Source organism: Rhizobium sp. 01T417 (genome assembly GCF_056398905.1).
The window spans coordinates 99,677-117,677 of record NZ_JBFTQH010000008.1; the positions used below are offsets into that span (position 1 = coordinate 99,677).

Below are 18,001 nucleotides of genomic sequence, written 5' to 3' on the forward strand. Positions count from 1 at the left end.
GTCCCGGAGGACCCCCGTGAAAAAATTCCTGAACGACCCCGTCAACTTCGTCGACGAGATGCTCGAAGGCATCTACAAGGCCCATCCCGCCGTCACCTATACAGCTGGCGACCTGCGCTGCCTCGTCACCGCCAAGGCCAAGACAGGCAAGGTTGGCATCGCCACCGGTGGGGGCTCCGGTCACCTGCCTACCTTCCTCGGCTTCGTCGGCGACGGGATGCTTGATGGCGCGGCCGTCGGTGGGGTTTTCCAGTCACCCAGCGCAGAGCAGATGTACCAGGTCACCAAACACATCGATCAGGGCGCCGGCGTGCTCTACATCTATGGAAACTACACCGGAGACATCATCAACTTCGACATGGCGGCAGAACTCGCCGATCTCGACGGCATCGCCGTCAAGCAAGTCGTCGGCAATGACGATGTTGCCTCGTCGGTCGTTGGCGAGGAACACAAGCGTCGCGGCGTCGCCGGCATCTTCTTCATCTATAAGGCTGCGGGCGCTGCCGCTGCGGAAGGTCTTTCACTGGACGAGGTCACGCGTGTTGCTGACAAGGCCCGCCTGCGCACCCGCACCATGGGCGTCGCGCTTTCCAGCTGCGTCGTTCCCGAGATCGGCCATGCCACCTTTTCTATCGGAGAGGATGAGATGGAAATCGGAATGGGCATCCACGGAGAGCCCGGCATCAGCCGCAAGAAGCTCGCGCCTGCCGATGCTGTCGTCGACGAGATGATGGAGCGCATCATCGCCGAAACCGACTACAAGCCCGGCGACAATGTCGCCGTTTTGATCAACGGACTTGGCGGTACGCCACTGGAGGAACTCTATATCCTCTTCCGCCGCGTCTCGCAGCTTCTCGAAGCACGCAGCGTCACGGCCAAGCATGTCTGGATCGGTGAGTTCGCCACGTCGATGGAAATGGCAGGCGCCTCCATCTCGATCCTGCATCTCGACGAAGAGCTGGATCGCCTCGTCGCGGCCCCCGCAAACACGCCGTTCTTCCAGCACATCGCGGGGTGAGATCATGACGCTTCAAACATTGAACGCCGCGAACCTTATCGACCTCTTCAAGAGCTGGAAGGAGCTATTTGCCGAACAGCGCGAGTTCCTTATCGCGCTTGATGGCAAGGTAGGCGATAGCGACCTCGGCATTACCATGAACAAGTCCTTCGCGGCCGCGGCCGAAGCGCTGGTCGCTGAAGGCGAGGCAGCCGGTATAGCCAAGCTTCTTCGCACCGCCGGGGCGACGATGGCGCGTACTGCTCCCTCCACGATGGGCACATTGACGGCAACAGGGTTTCTCCGGGCAAGCAAGGCTGTAGAAGGCAAGGAATCGCTTGATACTGCCGACATGGCAGCGTTCTGGCGGGCTTACCGCGATGGTGTTGCCGAGCGTGGCAAGGCCAAGGTTGGCGACAAAACCCTGCTCGACGTGCTGGATCCTGTCGCGACGACGCTGGAGGCGCATGCTGCTGCGGGTTCAGCGCTTTCAGACGCTCTAAGCGTCACGGCCGAGGCTGCCGAACAGGCGCTGGAAGCCACAAAGTCCATGCTGGCACAGCACGGCAAGGCGGCGGCATTCCAGGAAAAGACCGTCGGTCTGCAGGACGCCGGCGCCACGGTCGGCGCATTCTTGATCCGTCGGATGGCGGACTTCGTGGGGCGCCGATAGACGATAGGTAGTCTGGTCCTTGGTCAGCGTGTGACTTTCGTGCGACAGCACAAGCAGTGATCTGTATGGGTCGGTGTCGATTTAGACACCGACTTTGACCCGCTGCACCGGGTTTTGAACGAGACCCTGAATTGTCATTCTGGGCGACCGAGGTTTTGCGTACCCCATCCGTGCCGGGACTGGCGTGGTTTCTTGGAGGTGTATTTCAGTTTCACTTCCGCTATTGCCCCTTCAGCAACTCAACGGAGAACTGCCTGGTGGTATCTGATCTTTCCGCAATCCTTCTTGATCTCGATGGGACGCTGATCGCGTCGGAACCTGGCATCCTCTCAAGCTGTCGTGCTGCTCTGCGCGCGCTCGGGCATACAACCGATCCAGCGATGGACATCGCATCGATCATCGGTCCACCGATTGAAGACGTCATGTCTTACCTTCTCAAACAATTCGGGGATGATCGCGTCGCAGAAGCTGTCGATGCCTACCGGCAGGATTACGGGGCTGGCGGCCTGCTCCTCAGCGAGGTTTATGACGGGATACCGCAGGCTCTGCGGGCAATGAGCCGGTCCGCAAGGCTTTACCTGGCTACGTCGAAGCGCGAGACGTTCGCGCGTAGGATCCTTGAGAATAAGGGGCTGGATTCGCAGTTTGCCGGAATTTACGGATCGACGCCGACTGGCGATATCGACCATAAGCCGGAACTGATCGCCCATATCCTGCGGGAGAACGGCCTCGACCGCGATCGCTGCGTCATGGTTGGGGATCGCCGGTACGACATCGCCGGCGCGCATGCGAACGGAATGCGATCGATTGGCGTCCTTTGGGGCTACGGGACGAAAGAAGAGCTGGAACACGCCGGCGCGGATCTATTGATTGAAACGCCGGCGGAGCTCGCCGCAGCGGCCATCGGGACAATCGCACCCGAGGCTTCGAATTGAAACGGTCTGTCGATCTCGGCCGATTTTCTTTCGAGGCCGATCCGGGCTGCGTCGGCGGAACGACGGACTTGATCGATAGAATGGTTCCTCCGCGGCGTTCCTGACCACGTATGGAAAATGCGTAAATCCAACCGGGAGGCGGGAGTCGATTGAGCGTTTTCGGAATACAAAGTTGCGCACAACGCCGCGTTTGGTCTGATCCACAGCTATCTGGCGGTCAAGGAGAACGAGGACGACCTTGTCATCAAACATCTGGTGACTACTCATTGTGGACGAAGAAGGTCGAGAGCTTGGGGGCGTGCCCTGAACACCGTCGAGGACGCCATCATTCGCTGGCTGAACCGCCTCCTAGACGTACTGCGCGACAGACTGGACAAGCCGCTCCGGCTCGCAGAGGAATGACTGCCGGCGATCGTGACCCGCGGCCGGCGAAACCCCGGTATTTGAACGCAGCCTAGAGCGCGGAGCCAGCACCGTGATGTCGTCGATATCCTCGATATTTCTTCACGAGCGATGCCAAAACGATAGGATGGACGTAGTCGGGCGGTCATGTCGGAGATACTGGATGTTGAGCGAGCAGCAGTTCCTACGCATATCAATTGCGGCAACGGTTGTTGTCGCCGCTCTCGGAGTCGCCTTTGGCATTTTGTCGGGCTCGTTCTCCATCGCCTTTGACGGCGTCTATTCTCTGGGCGACGCTGCGATGACCGGCCTTGCGCTTTGGGTGTCGAGCCTGATCGTGAAGTCAGCGCAAACGGACGCTTTGTCTGGAAGAGTTCGTAACCGCTTTACAATGGGCTTCTGGCATCTGGAGCCGATCGTCTTGATGCTTAATGGCAGCCTGCTGATGACCGTTGCGGTTTACGCGCTGATTAACGCGATCATCAGCATCCTCAATGGCGGGCACGAACTGCATTACGGCGTGGCGATCACCTACACGGCGACGACTGTACTCGTCTGCGCTGTCATGGCCGCTATTGGTGCCAGGTTGAACCGCCGCCTGAAGTCGGACTTCATTTCGCTTGACGTCAAGGCTTGGATAATGTCGGGAGGTATTGCCCTTGCTCTGCTGATCGCGTTTGTCATAGGTCTCGCTGTTCAGCCGACCCCTGTCGCGTGGATCGCCAGCTACGTAGACCCGGTCGTCCTCGCATTGGTTTGCGTGGTGATGATCCCGCTTCCAATCGGTACGATCTGGAAGGCACTGACCGAGATCCTTCTCATCGCGCCGGTCGACCTTAAGAACCATGTGGACAACGTCGCTTCCGAAACCGTGCGTCGCCTCCACTTCCTTTCATATCGCGCCTACGTTGCTCGTGTCGGTAGGGCAACACAGATCGAACTCTACTTCATCGTTCCCAAGGGCCTTCCGCCGAAAACGGTGGAGGATTGGGATGCGCTGCGCGACGAAATCGGCAATGCGATCGGCGATGAAAGCACCAACCGCTGGCTCACCATCGCGTTCACGGCCGATGCGGAATGGGCGGGATAGTTCCTTGAGCCTCGCGCTTTTCGGCACAGCATTTGCGCTTTAAAGAGCATGATGACTGCCGTTGACTGATTTGAACACTGCTTCGTCACAAGCGGCCTCACTCGATACGATGACAGCTCAGAAAGACTCCTTGGGCGCCGACTTTCTCATAGCGTCCGCTATCACGCGACGCTCCACAGATCCGAGAGGTGCTTGGCAGGGTCACGCTGACAACCAGCCGTGACCGAACTGGGCGCAAACCCCGCTCGCTGCACCGCGTCAGTATCCGCCAACGATTGGCAGAATTTCGCCGGTGATGTAGCTCGACATCTGCGAAGATGCGAGGAAGACGTATGCCGGAGCGATTTCTTCCGGCTGTGCGGCCCGCTTCATCGGCGTCTGCGATCCAAACGTTTCCACATCCTTCGCCTCCTTGTCCGAAGGATTGAGCGGCGTCCAGACTGGCCCGGGTGCGACCGCGTTCACGCGGATGCCCTTGGGAACAAGCTGGCCCGCGAGTGCTCGGGTGAAGGCATGTATGCCGCCCTTTGTCATTGAGTAGTCGAGCAACTCCTTCGATCCCCGTCACCGACCCTGTATTTATGATTGCCGAACCATTCACGAGATAAGGGACGGCCGCTTTCGACATGAAGAAATAGCCGTAAAGGTTCGTCTTCATCGTCTCGTCGAAATGTTCATCGCTCAGGTCTTCGATGTTTTGTGAATGCACCTGGAACGCAGCGTTGTTGACGAGGATATCGAGATGTCCGAACCGCGTGACAGTCTTGCGACGCCGACTATTAACGACGTTGAAGAATCGTGACTCGACGCGTCCGTCACCCCGTAGTTCAATTCGAAAGCGGGGATTGGAAGGTAGGTCAATGAGATACGAACGGCACGATGCTCGGGATTATGCAATCAAGATAGTCTCGATATTGCTGGCATCAGCCGTAACCGCCGGGGTTCCCACCTGGATTGTGGCCAGAGCCATGGGTTTTTGACAAAGACCAATGCCGCGCCGCAAGTCTTGCCTACAACGCAAAACAGGCACAGCCAATCGCCACTCCCTGGCTGCCTGTCCTTGCCAACGATCGAACGGTTTCGACGATCTCGTCGCGCGCAGCGGTCTTCATTTGCTCCATCACCCTCCTCCAAATCGGCAATGGGCACGTGTGGACGCCAGCAGCTAGGACTTTGGACCGACGTGCTCGGACTTTGGTCCAACTAGCGTGCATCGCCCACGGCGGCTATCTCTAGGTTGTCCTGATCGCTGAGCGGCTGGGAAGCACAAGAAGGGAAGCCCCCGCCCCAAACGGCTTCCCTTCGCCCGCTTCAGACCGGCAATATCTTTTGGCCCCCAGACCTCCTTAAAACGGAACTGGTCAAACAGCCTGCCGGTCTTTTCTGAAACCCACGCTCTTTCCGATCGCGCGGCCAGTCCGCCGCAAGACGGCCACGCGTCGGCGACATCGCAGCTGACTGCGTTATCGACCCGTACTATCCTGCAAAAGGATGGGACAGGTTTAACATGACCCATTTGCATGCGGTCGGGGGAGGGGCTCAAGCTGACTTTAATAGGGGTATGGAGCCTGTAAGAATCCGTGCCTCACCGATGGAGACGCCATACGATGTCATCAGCAACAAACTCAATGCGACGGCGCGCGGAACGGGTAGGTCGCCGGTGGCCCATCGGCGGCTTGTAAGTTCATCTATATCGAAAAGCTCTTGCACGACGCTTGCCGTCAATCCGATGACAGCCAGCGTCGCCCGGTACTCGGACGGTGTCATTTGATTCGTTCCCGGCGCGATTTTTTTGCGCTTTATTTCGTTATAACTACATTACCTTTCATTTGATTGCTTGGTGTCCAAATTACGACATTAATCAATCCAATAGCGCCACATCACCAATAGTTGTCCAATATAGCGAACTTCCTATCCTCATCAACCAGGCGGTGAATGGAGCCAAGCATGAARGCGATGCGATATCTTCGCAAATATCGAGGAGGATTCAGAACTGCATGAACACGCCGCCGGTGTCGCAATCCTGTTGGCCGGGGAGGACGCACGGCGATGGGAAGAGAATCTAGAAAACCAGGTAGTCGTATGTGTCTTCTTCCAGTTTCTTGCGGGTCTGATTGCATTCGGCGACGAGGCCAACTTGTCTAGCCCGCCTCATCTTTTGACGAAAGGCAATGGCCTCGCTATGCGCTTCAGATAGGTCTCGAAGCTTGGTTGCTTTCCCTCAAACGAGCGAAGTCGATGACACCCCATTTCAGGGCGGTCCAGCCGTGTCGTGGCCGAATTTTCGAGCTGCATCGTCGCAGGTTTCCCTGCTGGAATGACCAAGACTAACGTTGACGAGCTGAATCTTTACCTTGAGCGCTGCGCGAGAGAGGCGTCGCGGGAAAGTCCAGACTACGACCCCGTAGTAGCGGCTATTTTAGCTCGCTAGAGTGCCTTTACAATATATCGCCAATCCGCAATCTTTGAACCGGGATAATCAAAAACGCAATCAGCGCGGAAGAAAACTCGCACATCAACGCTAAGTCACAGCCAATAGGAGGTCGAACCATGAGACAGAAGAACGTTCGGATCTATCGAAATCCAGAGCGCGGCGAGTCCGTCAAGGTCACTTGGGGCGAGGGCGGAGAGAACGACTATTCTGACGTCAACGCGGCCGCGACCGCGCTTGGCTGTTCGGCAGAGTGGCTGGAGCAAAACCTGAAGACCAGCTTTCTCACGAGCGTTGGCATATCGGAACTCGACCTCTACTGGGACGACTCGATGTGGCGTTCCGACACATCTAGCAGGAGTTTCACCATAAAAGACCGTGTCAGTCTGTTTGGTGAGATTACTGCCGTGGACGACGAAAAGGGAGAGGTTACCATTCGGATCAATGGCGCTCCTGTGACTGTAACCTTGTCGAACGAGAACGTTGTTCTCCTCTCAAGGAACTAGGCTTGACCGAAGAGAGTTTATGCTCGTAGCGCTGGTGGGGCATTGCAGGATCCCGCCAGCTTAATTCAGCCCTCACGACGGATCGAGCGGCCATTCGTCGCCCCCGAAGCGAAAAGGGAGATGTGTTCGATTATGTCCGACTAGGGCGCCATCCGGACGGTATGATGGCGGCTTGTCAAGGACGACATAGAGTTGGATCGCAAGGCTATTCTCGGTCAACTTCATTTTGGCATCGCCCTGGTCAACAGTGTTAGCTTGCGCCCCTTCCTATACATTGTCTGACCTCCGATCTCGGCATTGCCTTGTTCCAAGATCAGAGTATCATTCCAGGTGTCGGTCCCTATTTTATCGGCAGAGACCGGTTGGGAGATTATAGGTGCTCTTGCCTAACTGGAGAGCACGGGCATGCCTCCACTTCTCAACTTGATCCCCTTGGATGACGACGACCTCCAGACAGTGAGCGATGTTGTCCGCCAGTGGTGTAACGATCATGGTGTAGCGTTAGATTCCGAACGCGCTCGGGCAGTGATGTGCGTCGCGGTTGACCGGGCATTGGCAGGAGAGAAGTCGCGCGTTGCCCTTTCACTAGCCGTCAACGCAGCCAATATTTAGTTTCTCGTGCATCGCGGCCGATGGCCCAAAGGTTGGCTCCCATTTCCCTTGCGCCTGCCTTCTTACCGCTCATGACTTGAGCAAGCTACCAGAATAGGGGTGTCGCACGTGCAACGAACTGAATTGAATGAAGTGCGTAAAAATCACAATCCCGAGGATTGGCCTTATGTCGACTCTGTCCACCGCGCAGTTGAAAAGAATCCTTAGCTAGTGAGGGAGAAAACCATGGCTGACGAAAACAATACCGCGTCGATAACCGAAGGCGCAGAGGCGACTACTTCGGCGGAGGCGCCGGCGCCGAAGAAAACACGGGGACCACGACGTCAGAAGGCCGCTGCCGACGTAGCGCCAGCGCCGGTCGTAAAATCCCCGCGAGGTCGCCGCAAGAAGGTGGAAGAGCCAGCGAGCGAGCCAAAGCCAGCTGCTTCAGCAACGACCGCCACTGCGAAAGCGAAGGGCGCGGTCAAGCAAGGCCGGAGACCTGGAGCGCAAAAACAAGTGACCAAGACAGCTCCCGCTTCTGTCTCGGCACTGGACGATATGGCAGATCTGATCCAACTCGAGGAAGAGAACAGCCGATTGCGCAAGACACTTGCTGAAAAGCTACGCTCGGAAAATGCTGACCTTCGCAAACGGCTTGGTCTTAACTGAGAGTTTAAAAAACTCGATCAGTTGCGGTAACCCAGCGTGACATGATGTGGCGACGGATGTTGTCAAGACTGATTTGGTCGAGCCCAGTTCCGGGCCTGACCAATAAGCTACTGCAACCTCGCGGTGCAGCTTGTTCAAGATTGAAGCAAGATGAAATCTCCTTGGAAATTCCTGTCAAAACTGACGTCGCGCCAACGGCGAACGGAAGGCGTATCTTCACCGGGTGACGAGGCCGACGCAAAGGCGGTTGAAGTCGAGGAAGAGCATTTTCCCGCATCGCCAAAGGTACCGGATGCGCAGGATCTGGCGCCAGAAAACGACGACACGCTCGTGGGCCCGGACGCGGCCAGAAGCGACATTGATCCTCCATCATCGGGGCTGCCAGTCGAATCTGTCGCGGATGAAGAACGGAGCAATGCTCAGGTCCCTCCGCCGGGGGCGAGGGCTCAGGAATCGTTTGCTAAAGGCGGTTCCGGTGGGCAACACGCACGCAAAAGCAACGCGCGACGCATGCGCCATGTCAAAGAAAACCGCCCGGATGGAGTTGTCGGAAAGACCGTGTTATCAGGGGAGGGTCAAAGAGCGAGATCAATTTCGCCTCCCCGGGAAACCCCCATTGACCCGTTGAGGGAACTCGATGACGAAATAGGGCAGTTGAGGACGCGACTGGCTGAAAAGTTGCGCCAGCAGAATGCTCAGCTTAGAGAGATGCTCAAGAGATTCGACGTAAGCTGAATTGCGTCGCTCGCACAGTTTAGGACACCATGAAAACACAGCAACGGAAATTTGTCGTCGAGTTCAAGTCAGCGCGGCGTCGATCGAAAACACAGCCGGCTTCCATTTGGGCCGGTACGGATCTTGAGGCCGCCGTCCGTGAAACGGCCTCGCAGACACCGAACCTTTTCGAGCCGAGTACTCTTTCGATACCTGCCGTCCAAGAAAGCCAAATCGAGTCGGCTCCGGTTCCAGTGCGATCAATTGATGTGTCGAGCGAAGGTCGCACCGATCAAACGATCCAGCTTCCCGTCGCCGCTTTCGAGACTCCAACGGTTCAGCAAAAGGACGGCGTAACAGTCAGCTCGGATTCCAAGGCAGAGGCAATCGAACCTGAGGTCACTTCGCCAAATCAAAGTGCGCCTCCTCGCAAACAACGCGCCGCCCGCCAGAAAAATCGCGTCCCACAGGCGAGCAATCTGGTCACGCGCCTTGCGAAGATCGAAACGCAATTCGACGATCTCGCGGACCTGGAGGAGGAGAACAGGCGGCTGAAACGACTCTTGGCAATACGCCTTCGCCAGGAAAATCTGCAGCTTCAGACGATGCTTCGACGCTTCGGCGATTGATTATTAAATAACGGACCAAGGTGGGTGCGGCTCGTACCGGCAAACCCGAGCCTGTTGAAGAATACCGCATGCCGTCCACTCGCTGAGTGGTGGCACGGAGAGGTGTGTGATGTTTCTTAAATTCCTTACTTGTTTTCCGGGATAGCAGAACGAACCGTGGAATCCATACCCTGCAAATGGACGGGTCCCTGCGTCGAAGGCGAAAAAGAAACCCCGCGATTTGGCGGGGCCGTTTAGGTGGAATTAAGAGGACGCACCAAAACAGGTGCAAGAGACAAACTAGCGCAGAAGTCGCATAGGTCAACAAAAAGCCCCGCCTCAAAGGCGTTCCCCGAGAAAAAGCTCCTGCGCTACTGCTCGAGTTTCGCCTGCCGTTGCCTCGGCACATGCTGGCATCAGGTCACGCATTTGCCAAGTGGTCGAAGAGCTCTCGAGCAATTGGAGTGGGATCGAATCCAGAGGCCACGCAAACGGAAAGATTTCGCCGCGCCCATGCGTCGGTTAAAGGTGTTATCCCGCAGTTATAAGCCCGCTTGCACTGCCGCGCCACCGTGTCCGGCACGATAGCGACCCCGACGCCGTTGCTTGCTGCTGCACATATGGATTCAAACGTGCGGAGGCGGATCCGGTATCGGAGCACTACGCCCAGCCTCTCGGCTTGAGTGTCGAGATGGTCCTGTAATGCGCCGCCTTCCAGGCCTATAAAGTATTGCTCGGCGAGCCGGGCGAACGGGATTTCCTTTTCAGTCGCGAGCCAATGTGTCTTTGCTGAGACGACGACGAGTTTGCTCACCGCGAAAGGTTTAAGGATTAAACCTTGGTGGGCAGCTGCATCCGACAATACGCCGATATCGGCGAAACCTGCAGAGACGCTTCGGGCAATTTCATGGCTTTGGCGCTCCCGGAGATCAATATCGACTTGCGGATGCGAAGCAAGCCACGCCGATAGGCGGATCGGAAGAACCTCGACGATGGCCGCAGTATTTGCGATTACACGAATACTCGCGCGTATGCCTTGTGCGAAGCGTCCCATTTCCCCACGCATTAGCGTCACTTGATTTAGAATCTCACGAGCGTGGTGCGAAAGCGCCTCACCCGCTTCTGTCAATTTCACGCCCCGACGACCTCGTTCGAGCAGGCGTACGCCTCCGGTTGCCTCCATTTCCCGTAGGCGCTCACTCGCCGCGGCAAGCGAAAGGCTCACCTCCGCCGCTCCGTGTGTGATGCTGCCAGCGTCAGCAACAGCAAGAAAGAGGCGAAGATCGGTAAAATCGAAGCGCATCCTCGAAGATTACACTCCTCGTTGCCTTCGGTCCAGGCGAAGGCTGGAAACGGAACTGCCGCATTGTGGACGATGTCAGAAGTCGTAATGAGAAGACATGAATGATGTCTCGATCTCATTGCTGCTCGCTGTCGCAGCTACATTTTTTGTCGCCGGTATCGTAAAGGGTATCACAGGGATGGGCCTTCCGACGGTCGCCATGGCTATTCTGGGCGGATTGTTGTCGCCCGTTACAGCGGCATCGCTGCTCATCATCCCCTCGTTCACAACGAATGTCTGGCAACTCATCGCGGGCCCGAACTTTGTCGCAGTCCTGCGTCGGCTTTGGCCGATGCTGGCCGGAGTTTTTGTCGGCACACTCGCCAGTGCGTCTGTGCTGACAGGTGGCGAAACCCGCCTGAGCACCGTCTTCCTCGGCCTCGCGCTTACGGCATATGCGATCTACACGCTGTCAGCCAAACCTTACCATATTAACCAAACACACGAGTGTTGGCTCTCGCCCATGATTGGGTTGGCGACAGGCCTAGTCGCAGGCGCAACCGGCGTGTTCGTCATTCCGGCCGTACCGTATGTCCAGGCACTTGGCTTTGAACGGGATGATCTCGTTCAGGCGCTCGGTCTATCCTTCACGATTTCCACCATCGCGCTCGCCGTTGGGCTTGCCCTGCAAGATGCATTTCAGCTCGATGGAGTAGCGCTGTCGAGCCTGGCTGTTCTTCCAGCTCTGATCGGTATGTGGGCCGGCCAGTACATGAGGAAGGCGGTTAGTCCGGCGACGTTCAAGCGCTGCTTTTTGATCGCCCTTGCGCTTCTCGGGATAGAGATGTTGCTGCGAGGCGTTTAGTCAGCCTCTCCTGGCATGAGCGCTGGCCAGATCGAGACTGCGCATAGAGAGATCTCGCTTTGATGCCTATGGCCCTGAGACCATCGACGCTCTTGGCAGGTGCGATTGGGTTAGCCGGCGGCGAAGCCCTCATAATCTCGCGTCTCCCACCAGTTTCCATCGTGCTCGATGCAGCTATTTGCAACGCTCAACGTTCGAAGGGCTCGCCGAGCGAGGCGACCCCATTCAGCTTCAACAGGCGACGATCTGCAGAAATGATGCCGAGCACGATGATGGTAACGAGATAGGGCAGGCTTGCAAGAAGTTGCGAGGGCACGTTCAACCCTGTCGCCTGTGCGGCCAGGCCCATCAGGGAGACGGCGCCAAACAGGCACGCTCCGAGAAAGATGCGGCCAGTCAGCCACGTGCCGAAGACAACAAGCGCAATGGCAATCCAACCTCGACCCGCGATCATCCCGTCTGCCCAAAGCGGCGTGTAGACCACCGAAGCATAGGCGCCGGCAAAGCCTGCCATCGCGCCGCCGAAGGCTACAGCAATCACGCGAACAGCAATCACGTGATAGCCTATGGCGTGAGCGGCCCTGGGGTTTTCACCCACTGCCCGCACGACGAGCCCAACCTTCGAAAAGGCAAAAAAGGCCCAGATCCCGATCGTAGCGGCGAGCGACAGCCAGACGACAACGTCTTGAACAAAGATCCCACCGATGATCGGGATGTCGGACAGAAACGGAAGGGAAAGTTTGGGCAGGCCCTTGACCGTGAGGCTCTCGTAGGACTTGCCAAACAGTGCAGACAGACCCTGGCCAAGGATGCCGATCGCAAGGCCCGTTGCCACCTGGTTGGCCCTGAAGCCAAGGGCAATCAGCGCAAAGACCAGGGAAAGGGCGGCGCTGCCAAGCCCCGCGACGACAAATCCCGCAAAGTGCCCGCCGCCGTGATAGACGATGATGAAGGCCAAGGCTGCGCCAAAGGCCATCAGACCCTCCACGCCAAGGTTCAAAACGCCTGCACGCTCAACGACCAGCTCGCCAAGTGCCGCAAGAAGAAAAGGGGTTGCGGCTGCGAGCATGCCCGCAAGAATGAACTCGATGGCATTCATGATTGGCTCCGGTGGACGATCCGACGCCACTCAAGACGGTATCGGACGAAGGCGATTGCAACCAGGTAAGCGAGAAGGAGACTTCCCTGGAAAACCCGGACCGCCGCGATGGGCAGGTTTGCTGATACCATGGCATTGTCGCCGCCAATGTAGAGAGCCGCCATGAACAATGTTGAGGCGATGATGCCGATTGGATGCAGACCGCCCAGATAGGCGACGATGATAGCCGCATAGCCGTAGCCGGTGGAGATTGACCGCTGCAACTGTCCCAGAGGCCCGGCGACCTCAGCGGCGCCGGCAAGACCTGCGGCACATCCACCGATCAGGAGCGAGAGCCAGATTGCCCAGCCTTCCTTGAAGCCGGCATAGGCTGCAGCCCGCGGCGCCAGGCCTCCAACCTGTAGCTTGTAGCCGGCAAAGCTCCGCTGCATGAATATCCAGGCAGCCAAGGATAGGACGATTGTAATGATCAGCGAGACGTTGACGCGCGTACCCGAAATCAAGAGCGGCACCATCGCGTCGTACTGGAACATGACCGATTGCGGAAAGTTGAAACCGTTCGGATCCTTCCAGGGTCCGAGCAGCAGGTAATTCAAAAGCTGCGACGCAACCAGGCTCAGCATCAGTGAAACAAGGATTTCGTTTGCATTCAGCCTGACGCGCCAGAACGCCGTGAGTGACGCCCAAAGGGCGCCACCGACTGTCCCGAGGACAAGCATCAGGGGCCAAATCCACTGACCGGTTGCCTGAGGAAACCAAACGGGAATTGCAGAGGCAAAAATGGCGCCGAGAATGAACTGCCCTTCAGCACCGATGTTGAACACCTTGGCTCGGAAGCCGATCGCGAGACCCTGCGCAATGAGCAATAGCGGCCCCGCTTTCAAAAGAACTTCCGAAAACGATGCCCACGACAGAAACGGCTCAAGGAGCATTGCATAGACGACGTCGACCGGGTTGCGGCCCATCGCCATGTAGAGTGCGACATTCAAAATGGTCGCTACCGCCAGCGCCAGGAATGGCGCAGCCAGCGTTGCAGAAAACGAAGCGCGTTCCCGGCGGACAAGCGTAGGCAGAAAGGCGGCAGACAAGGCATTCATGCGATGACTTTCTTTGAAGCGTCTTGCTTTGAAGCGTCTTGCGCGCCAATCATGTAGCGGCCGATTTCCTCGGGTTGCGTTTCCTTCGTGACAAGCGGCGGGCTCAATGCCCCGTGGTGCAATACCTGAATGAAATCGCAGAGCTCGAAAAGCTCCTCAAGTTCTTCTGAAATGACGAGAATGGCCATGCCTTCGTTGCGCAATGCGACAAGACGGGCGCGTATGGCGGACGCCGCGCCAACATCCACACCCCATGTGGGCTGCGCGACAAAGAGCAGCTTCGGCGCCAACATGATCTCACGGCCAACGATGAACTTCTGAAGATTGCCGCCCGAAAGTGAGCCGGCTTCGGCGTCGGGGCCAGGCGTGCGCACATCATACTGACGGATGCAATCCTCGGTAAAGGCAGACGCCCTTGTCCTGTCTATCAGGCCGTGACGAAGAAGGTTCAAAGGGTGGGCGGTCAATAGCCCGTTGAGTACGAGTGACATTTCAGGGATTGCTCCCCGTCCCAGCCGGTCCTCCGGAACGAATGCAAATCCAAGCTGGCGTCGGTGAGCTGCGTCGAGCCTTCCCACATCACGTCCCATCATGTAGATCCGGTCGCGCTGGTCTCTCGGGAGGACGATCTCGCCTGAGATCAGCGAGGCAAGCTCGCTCTGCCCGTTGCCGGAAATGCCCGCTATCCCGAGGATCTCGCCAGAACGCACCGTCAGCGCAATATCAGAAAGCGGCACCGCAAAGGGATCTTCCGGCCGATGATGAAGGCCGATGATCTCAAGGCGTTTCTCGCCGCCTGAAAGCGGCACGGCGGCCATGGGTTCGGGCATGTCGCGGCCAATCATCATGCGGGCGAGGTCATGGGCATCGTGTTCTCGCGGGTCGATATGTCCCGTGACGCGGCCGCCGCGCAAAATGGTTGCCCTGTCACAAATGGCCCGGATTTCCTCGAGCTTATGCGAGATAAAGAGGATCGATACACCGCCGTCCCGCAGCCGGCGCAACGTCTCGAACAGCTTTTCAACCAGCTGTGGCGGCAAAACAGATGTCGGCTCGTCGAGGATCAGCAACCTCGGATTGGTCATCAGGCAGCGGATGATCTCCACTCGCTGACGTTCACCGACCGAAAGCGCATGCACATGGGCGAGCGGATCGACTTCAAGGCCGAATTCATGCCCGAGAGCACGGACACGTTTAACGAGATCGGCTTTTTTGCCTTGGACAACGAGCTGAATATTTTCAACGACAGTCAGGGTCTCAAACAAGGAAAAATGCTGGAATACCATGCCGATTCCCTTGGCCCGTGCCTCCGCGGGGGAGGCAAGGGCCAAGGGTTCGCCTTCCCAGGCGACCGACCCGCTGTCTGGTTGCTCGACGCCGTAGATCATTTTCATCAGCGTCGATTTGCCCGCCCCGTTTTCGCCGAGAATTGCATGGATCGACTGCGGGGCCACGTCCAGATCAATGGCCTGGTTGGCATGGACCTGGCCGTAGCTCTTCGAGATGCCGCGAAGCGACAGGAGCGGGGCGGTCATGGCTTACTTTGGCAGCGGCGTGGTCACGCCCTTGACGTGCCAGTCCATGGCCACGATTTCTCCATCGGTCAGGGTCTTGCCAGCGGCCGCGCCCTCGCTGCCGTCGGCCTTGCTGATCGGACCGGTAAACGGTGAGAGACTTCCGTCGGCAATCTTTGCCTCCGCGGCCTTGATCTTCGTCATCGTGTCTGCGGGGATCGAAGGGTGCCAGTCAACAACCTCGACGACCTTGTCGGCAACACCCAGGAAGGTGTTTGCACCCTTGAACGTGCCGGCCAGATGAGCGTCGACGGAGGCCTTGAAGAACGGGGACCAATCGGTGGATACGCAGCCAAGGTATGTCTTCGGCGCGTATTTCTTCATCGACGAATTGAGGTTGAATGCGTAGACGCCAGCCTCCTCGCATGCGGAGATGACGGAGGGCGTATCCTGCGCGTTGGAGAAGATCACGTCGCATTTTTGCGCAATCAGCGCCTTGGCCGCTTCCTGTTCCTTAGCCGGATCAAACCATGAGTTTACCCAGACGACCGAAACTTCGATGTTGGGGTTCACAGCCTGAGCACCGAGCGTGAACGCGTTGATCGAGGTAATCAGTTCCGGGATGGCGAAGGCGGACACGGAACCGAGCTTTCCGGTCTTTGACAGCGCGGCCGCCGCCATGCCAAGCAGGTATGTCCCCTGGAAATACTTGGCAGCAAACGGCGAGAAGTTCGGGGCCACCTGGAAACCCGATGCATGCAACACTGTGACATCAGGGTTGCGGCGAGCAATCTGCAATGCACCGTTTTGATAGCCAAAGGAGCCTGCAATCAGGAACTTGTTTCCGTCGGCGACCGTCTTGGTCATGATGCGGTCAGCATCCGGACCCTCGGGAATGTTTTCGACGACCGTCACCTTCACCTTGTCGCCATACGCTGCCTTGATCGGTTCCAGACCCGCAGCCAGCGCATGACCCCAGCCAACGTCACCGATGGGCGAGGGTACGACGAGCGTGATCCCGAGCGGGCCGTCGGCCGCAAATGCGGCGCGACCACCAAATGCGCCGGCCAGGCCGGCAGCTGCAACGCCCTGCATCAGGGTTCTTCGAGAAATGTTTGTCATGCTGGTTCCCCTTCTTTGTGATTTTAGAATTCGACAGTCGCAAGTGCAGCTTCAGCCTCAGCGAACATCCGGCTTTCATCGAGGCCGATGAACTCGCCCTTCTGCCATACAATGCGGCCATTGATCATTGTCAGGTCCGTCGGCATGCCGACACCGACCTTGGCCATCAGGCTCAGCGGATCATGGCGTGTACCGACATAGTCCATCCGCCGCGTGTCGATCGCAAACAGGTCGGCGGCCATGCCGGGGGCCAACCTGCCTATGTCCTGGCGACCAAGCAGAGCCGCACCGCCCGCCGTCGCATAGCCCAGAAAATCAACCGGAGGCGGGACAGGGTGGTTGCGCGTCGATGCGGTCAGGCACTGCAGCATGTAGGCGGAGTGGATGCAATGCATCAGGTTTGAGTTGTCATTCGAGGCAGCGCCGTCGCAGCCCAGTCCGACGCGAAGGCCAAAGGCTGCCATGGCGGGAATATCGGTTACTTCGGCGCCAACCAGATAGACGGGCTCCGGGCAATGGGAAACGCCGGTCCCGTCCGCAGCCATCTTGCGCAGTTCGTCGTGGGTCAGTTCCCAGCAATGGGCGTAAAAGGCATCAGGCCCCGCAAAACCCAGCTCTGCACAGTAATCTACGGTGCGCATGCCATGTCGGGCCTCGATCACGCGGCTTTCACCCTCCCCGACATGGGTGTGCATCTGAACACCACGATCACGTGCCAGGGCCACCGATTCCACGAAGGTTTCACGGTAGCAGTTTACCGGCTGGCATGGGGCGACCACCACCTGGCGCATGCTGAAAGGTCGGGCATCGTGATAGGTGTCGATCAGCCGCTCGCAATCACCAATGAACTCGTCCGTCGTTTCGAGCATCGCGTCGGGAATGGTCGAGCCTTCGGATTTCGGAAGTGTGTTGCCACCGCGGCCGGCATGAAAGCGCATGCCCAGAAGATCGGCCGCCTCGAACTGGCGGTCGATCAATCTTTTGCCGGCATGCCTCGGAAAGCAGTACTGGTGATCGAAAGCAGTCGTGCACCCGTGCTTGATCATCTCGGCCATGGCGGTGACTGAGGAGTGATAAAAGCAATCCTCGTTCAATCGCGAAAAGATCGGATAAATGCGATCAAGCCACTCGATGACCGACAGCTTCGTCCAGTCGAGATCCGCACGGTTGCGCACAAAGCATTGAAAGAAGTGATGGTGTGTATTGACGAGCCCGGGATAGACGAACCAGCCGCTCGCATCTTGAACAATCGTACCGGTCGGCAGTTCGTCCTGTCCAAGATTGTCGCCAATTGCCTGAATGGCGGAACCGTTTGTCAGGACGTCAACGTTGCGACGGGTCGTCTGGCCCTTGCCCTCATCGACGATAACCGCTGCGCAGTTCTTCAGAAGATAGCCGGTCAT

At 57.8% G+C, this 18,001-nt stretch carries 14 protein-coding genes and 1 pseudogene; 8 read left to right on the forward strand and 7 right to left on the reverse strand.

What is annotated here, in order from left to right:
* Window positions 1-16 precede the first annotated feature (16 nt).
* The 4 genes from AC1DPR_RS11220 (at window position 17) to AC1DPR_RS11235 (ending at window position 4,097) form a co-directional block, all read left to right on the forward strand.
* On the forward strand, window positions 17-1,018 hold the full coding sequence (locus tag AC1DPR_RS11220; RefSeq protein ID WP_477816324.1) for a dihydroxyacetone kinase subunit DhaK: 1,002 nt from the start codon (window positions 17-19) through the stop codon (window positions 1,016-1,018).
* Between the two features lie 4 nt (window positions 1,019-1,022).
* Window positions 1,023-1,670, forward strand: a complete 648-nt coding sequence (locus tag AC1DPR_RS11225; RefSeq protein WP_477816325.1) for a dihydroxyacetone kinase family protein — start codon at window positions 1,023-1,025, stop codon at window positions 1,668-1,670.
* A 257-nt stretch (window positions 1,671-1,927) separates the two neighbouring features.
* A complete protein-coding gene (locus AC1DPR_RS11230; protein ID WP_477816326.1) occupies window positions 1,928-2,605 on the forward strand; it encodes an HAD hydrolase-like protein in 678 nt (225 codons plus the stop codon).
* 565 nt (window positions 2,606-3,170) lie between these two features.
* Window positions 3,171-4,097, forward strand: a complete 927-nt coding sequence (locus AC1DPR_RS11235; protein ID WP_477816327.1) for a cation diffusion facilitator family transporter — start codon at window positions 3,171-3,173, stop codon at window positions 4,095-4,097.
* Between the two features lie 258 nt (window positions 4,098-4,355).
* On the opposite strand, the pseudogene AC1DPR_RS11240 reads toward AC1DPR_RS11235, so the two are convergent.
* Window positions 4,356-4,863: pseudogene (locus AC1DPR_RS11240) on the reverse strand (SDR family oxidoreductase); the annotation flags it as partial.
* A gap of 1,784 nt (window positions 4,864-6,647) precedes the next feature.
* Between AC1DPR_RS11240 and AC1DPR_RS11245 the strand changes: the two are divergent.
* From AC1DPR_RS11245 to AC1DPR_RS11255, 3 genes are all read left to right on the forward strand, one after another.
* Window positions 6,648-7,034, forward strand: a complete 387-nt coding sequence (locus AC1DPR_RS11245) for a hypothetical protein (RefSeq protein WP_477816328.1) — start codon at window positions 6,648-6,650, stop codon at window positions 7,032-7,034.
* 837 nt (window positions 7,035-7,871) lie between these two features.
* Window positions 7,872-8,297: a SyrB-like regulator gene (locus tag AC1DPR_RS11250; protein ID WP_477816329.1), complete on the forward strand. Its 426-nt coding sequence runs from the start codon at window positions 7,872-7,874 to the stop codon at window positions 8,295-8,297.
* 150 nt (window positions 8,298-8,447) lie between these two features.
* On the forward strand, window positions 8,448-9,032 hold the full coding sequence (locus tag AC1DPR_RS11255; RefSeq protein ID WP_477816330.1) for a hypothetical protein: 585 nt from the start codon (window positions 8,448-8,450) through the stop codon (window positions 9,030-9,032).
* Window positions 9,033-10,040: 1,008 nt separating this feature from the next.
* Here AC1DPR_RS11255 and AC1DPR_RS11260 read toward each other — a convergent pair.
* Complete coding sequence (locus AC1DPR_RS11260) at window positions 10,041-10,922, reverse strand: LysR family transcriptional regulator (protein ID WP_477816331.1); 882 nt, start codon at window positions 10,920-10,922, stop codon at window positions 10,041-10,043.
* Window positions 10,923-11,019: 97 nt separating this feature from the next.
* On the opposite strand from AC1DPR_RS11260, the gene AC1DPR_RS11265 reads away from it, so the two are divergent.
* The gene (locus AC1DPR_RS11265; protein WP_477816332.1) at window positions 11,020-11,766 is read left to right on the forward strand and encodes a sulfite exporter TauE/SafE family protein; all 747 of its coding nucleotides are present in this window, start codon (window positions 11,020-11,022) and stop codon (window positions 11,764-11,766) included.
* A gap of 187 nt (window positions 11,767-11,953) precedes the next feature.
* On the opposite strand, the gene AC1DPR_RS11270 is transcribed toward AC1DPR_RS11265, so the two are convergent.
* The 5 genes from AC1DPR_RS11270 to AC1DPR_RS11290 are packed head-to-tail and all read right to left on the reverse strand — an operon-like array spanning window position 11,954 to window position 18,001.
* Window positions 11,954-12,865, reverse strand: coding sequence for an ABC transporter permease (locus AC1DPR_RS11270; RefSeq protein WP_477816333.1), 912 nt, complete (start codon window positions 12,863-12,865; stop codon window positions 11,954-11,956).
* The gene (locus AC1DPR_RS11275; RefSeq protein WP_477816334.1) at window positions 12,862-13,962 is read right to left on the reverse strand and encodes an ABC transporter permease; all 1,101 of its coding nucleotides are present in this window, start codon (window positions 13,960-13,962) and stop codon (window positions 12,862-12,864) included. The genes AC1DPR_RS11270 and AC1DPR_RS11275 overlap by 4 nt, the downstream gene beginning before the upstream one ends.
* Entirely contained in the window at window positions 13,959-15,497 is a 1,539-nt protein-coding gene (locus AC1DPR_RS11280) for an ABC transporter ATP-binding protein (RefSeq protein ID WP_477816335.1), read from the reverse strand. Before AC1DPR_RS11280 ends, AC1DPR_RS11275 begins: the two co-directional genes overlap by 4 nt.
* A gap of 3 nt (window positions 15,498-15,500) precedes the next feature.
* The gene (locus tag AC1DPR_RS11285; protein ID WP_477816336.1) at window positions 15,501-16,598 is read right to left on the reverse strand and encodes a BMP family ABC transporter substrate-binding protein; all 1,098 of its coding nucleotides are present in this window, start codon (window positions 16,596-16,598) and stop codon (window positions 15,501-15,503) included.
* A 23-nt stretch (window positions 16,599-16,621) separates the two neighbouring features.
* Window positions 16,622-18,001, reverse strand: coding sequence for an amidohydrolase (locus AC1DPR_RS11290; protein WP_477816337.1), 1,380 nt, complete (start codon window positions 17,999-18,001; stop codon window positions 16,622-16,624).

Coding starts and splice junctions, on each gene's coding strand:
- AC1DPR_RS11275 (WP_477816334.1), bottom strand. CDS start 13,962: ATGAATGCCTTGTCTGCCGCCTTTCTGCCTACGCTTGTCCGCCGGGAA.
- AC1DPR_RS11235 (WP_477816327.1), top strand. CDS start 3,171: ATGTTGAGCGAGCAGCAGTTCCTACGCATATCAATTGCGGCAACGGTT.
- AC1DPR_RS11290 (WP_477816337.1), bottom strand. CDS start 18,001: ATGACCGGCTATCTTCTGAAGAACTGCGCAGCGGTTATCGTCGATGAG.
- AC1DPR_RS11225 (WP_477816325.1), top strand. CDS start 1,023: ATGACGCTTCAAACATTGAACGCCGCGAACCTTATCGACCTCTTCAAG.
- AC1DPR_RS11265 (WP_477816332.1), top strand. CDS start 11,020: ATGAATGATGTCTCGATCTCATTGCTGCTCGCTGTCGCAGCTACATTT.
- AC1DPR_RS11250 (WP_477816329.1), top strand. CDS start 7,872: ATGGCTGACGAAAACAATACCGCGTCGATAACCGAAGGCGCAGAGGCG.
- AC1DPR_RS11245 (WP_477816328.1), top strand. CDS start 6,648: ATGAGACAGAAGAACGTTCGGATCTATCGAAATCCAGAGCGCGGCGAG.
- AC1DPR_RS11255 (WP_477816330.1), top strand. CDS start 8,448: ATGAAATCTCCTTGGAAATTCCTGTCAAAACTGACGTCGCGCCAACGG.
- AC1DPR_RS11270 (WP_477816333.1), bottom strand. CDS start 12,865: ATGAATGCCATCGAGTTCATTCTTGCGGGCATGCTCGCAGCCGCAACC.
- AC1DPR_RS11260 (WP_477816331.1), bottom strand. CDS start 10,922: ATGCGCTTCGATTTTACCGATCTTCGCCTCTTTCTTGCTGTTGCTGAC.
- AC1DPR_RS11280 (WP_477816335.1), bottom strand. CDS start 15,497: ATGACCGCCCCGCTCCTGTCGCTTCGCGGCATCTCGAAGAGCTACGGC.
- AC1DPR_RS11285 (WP_477816336.1), bottom strand. CDS start 16,598: ATGACAAACATTTCTCGAAGAACCCTGATGCAGGGCGTTGCAGCTGCC.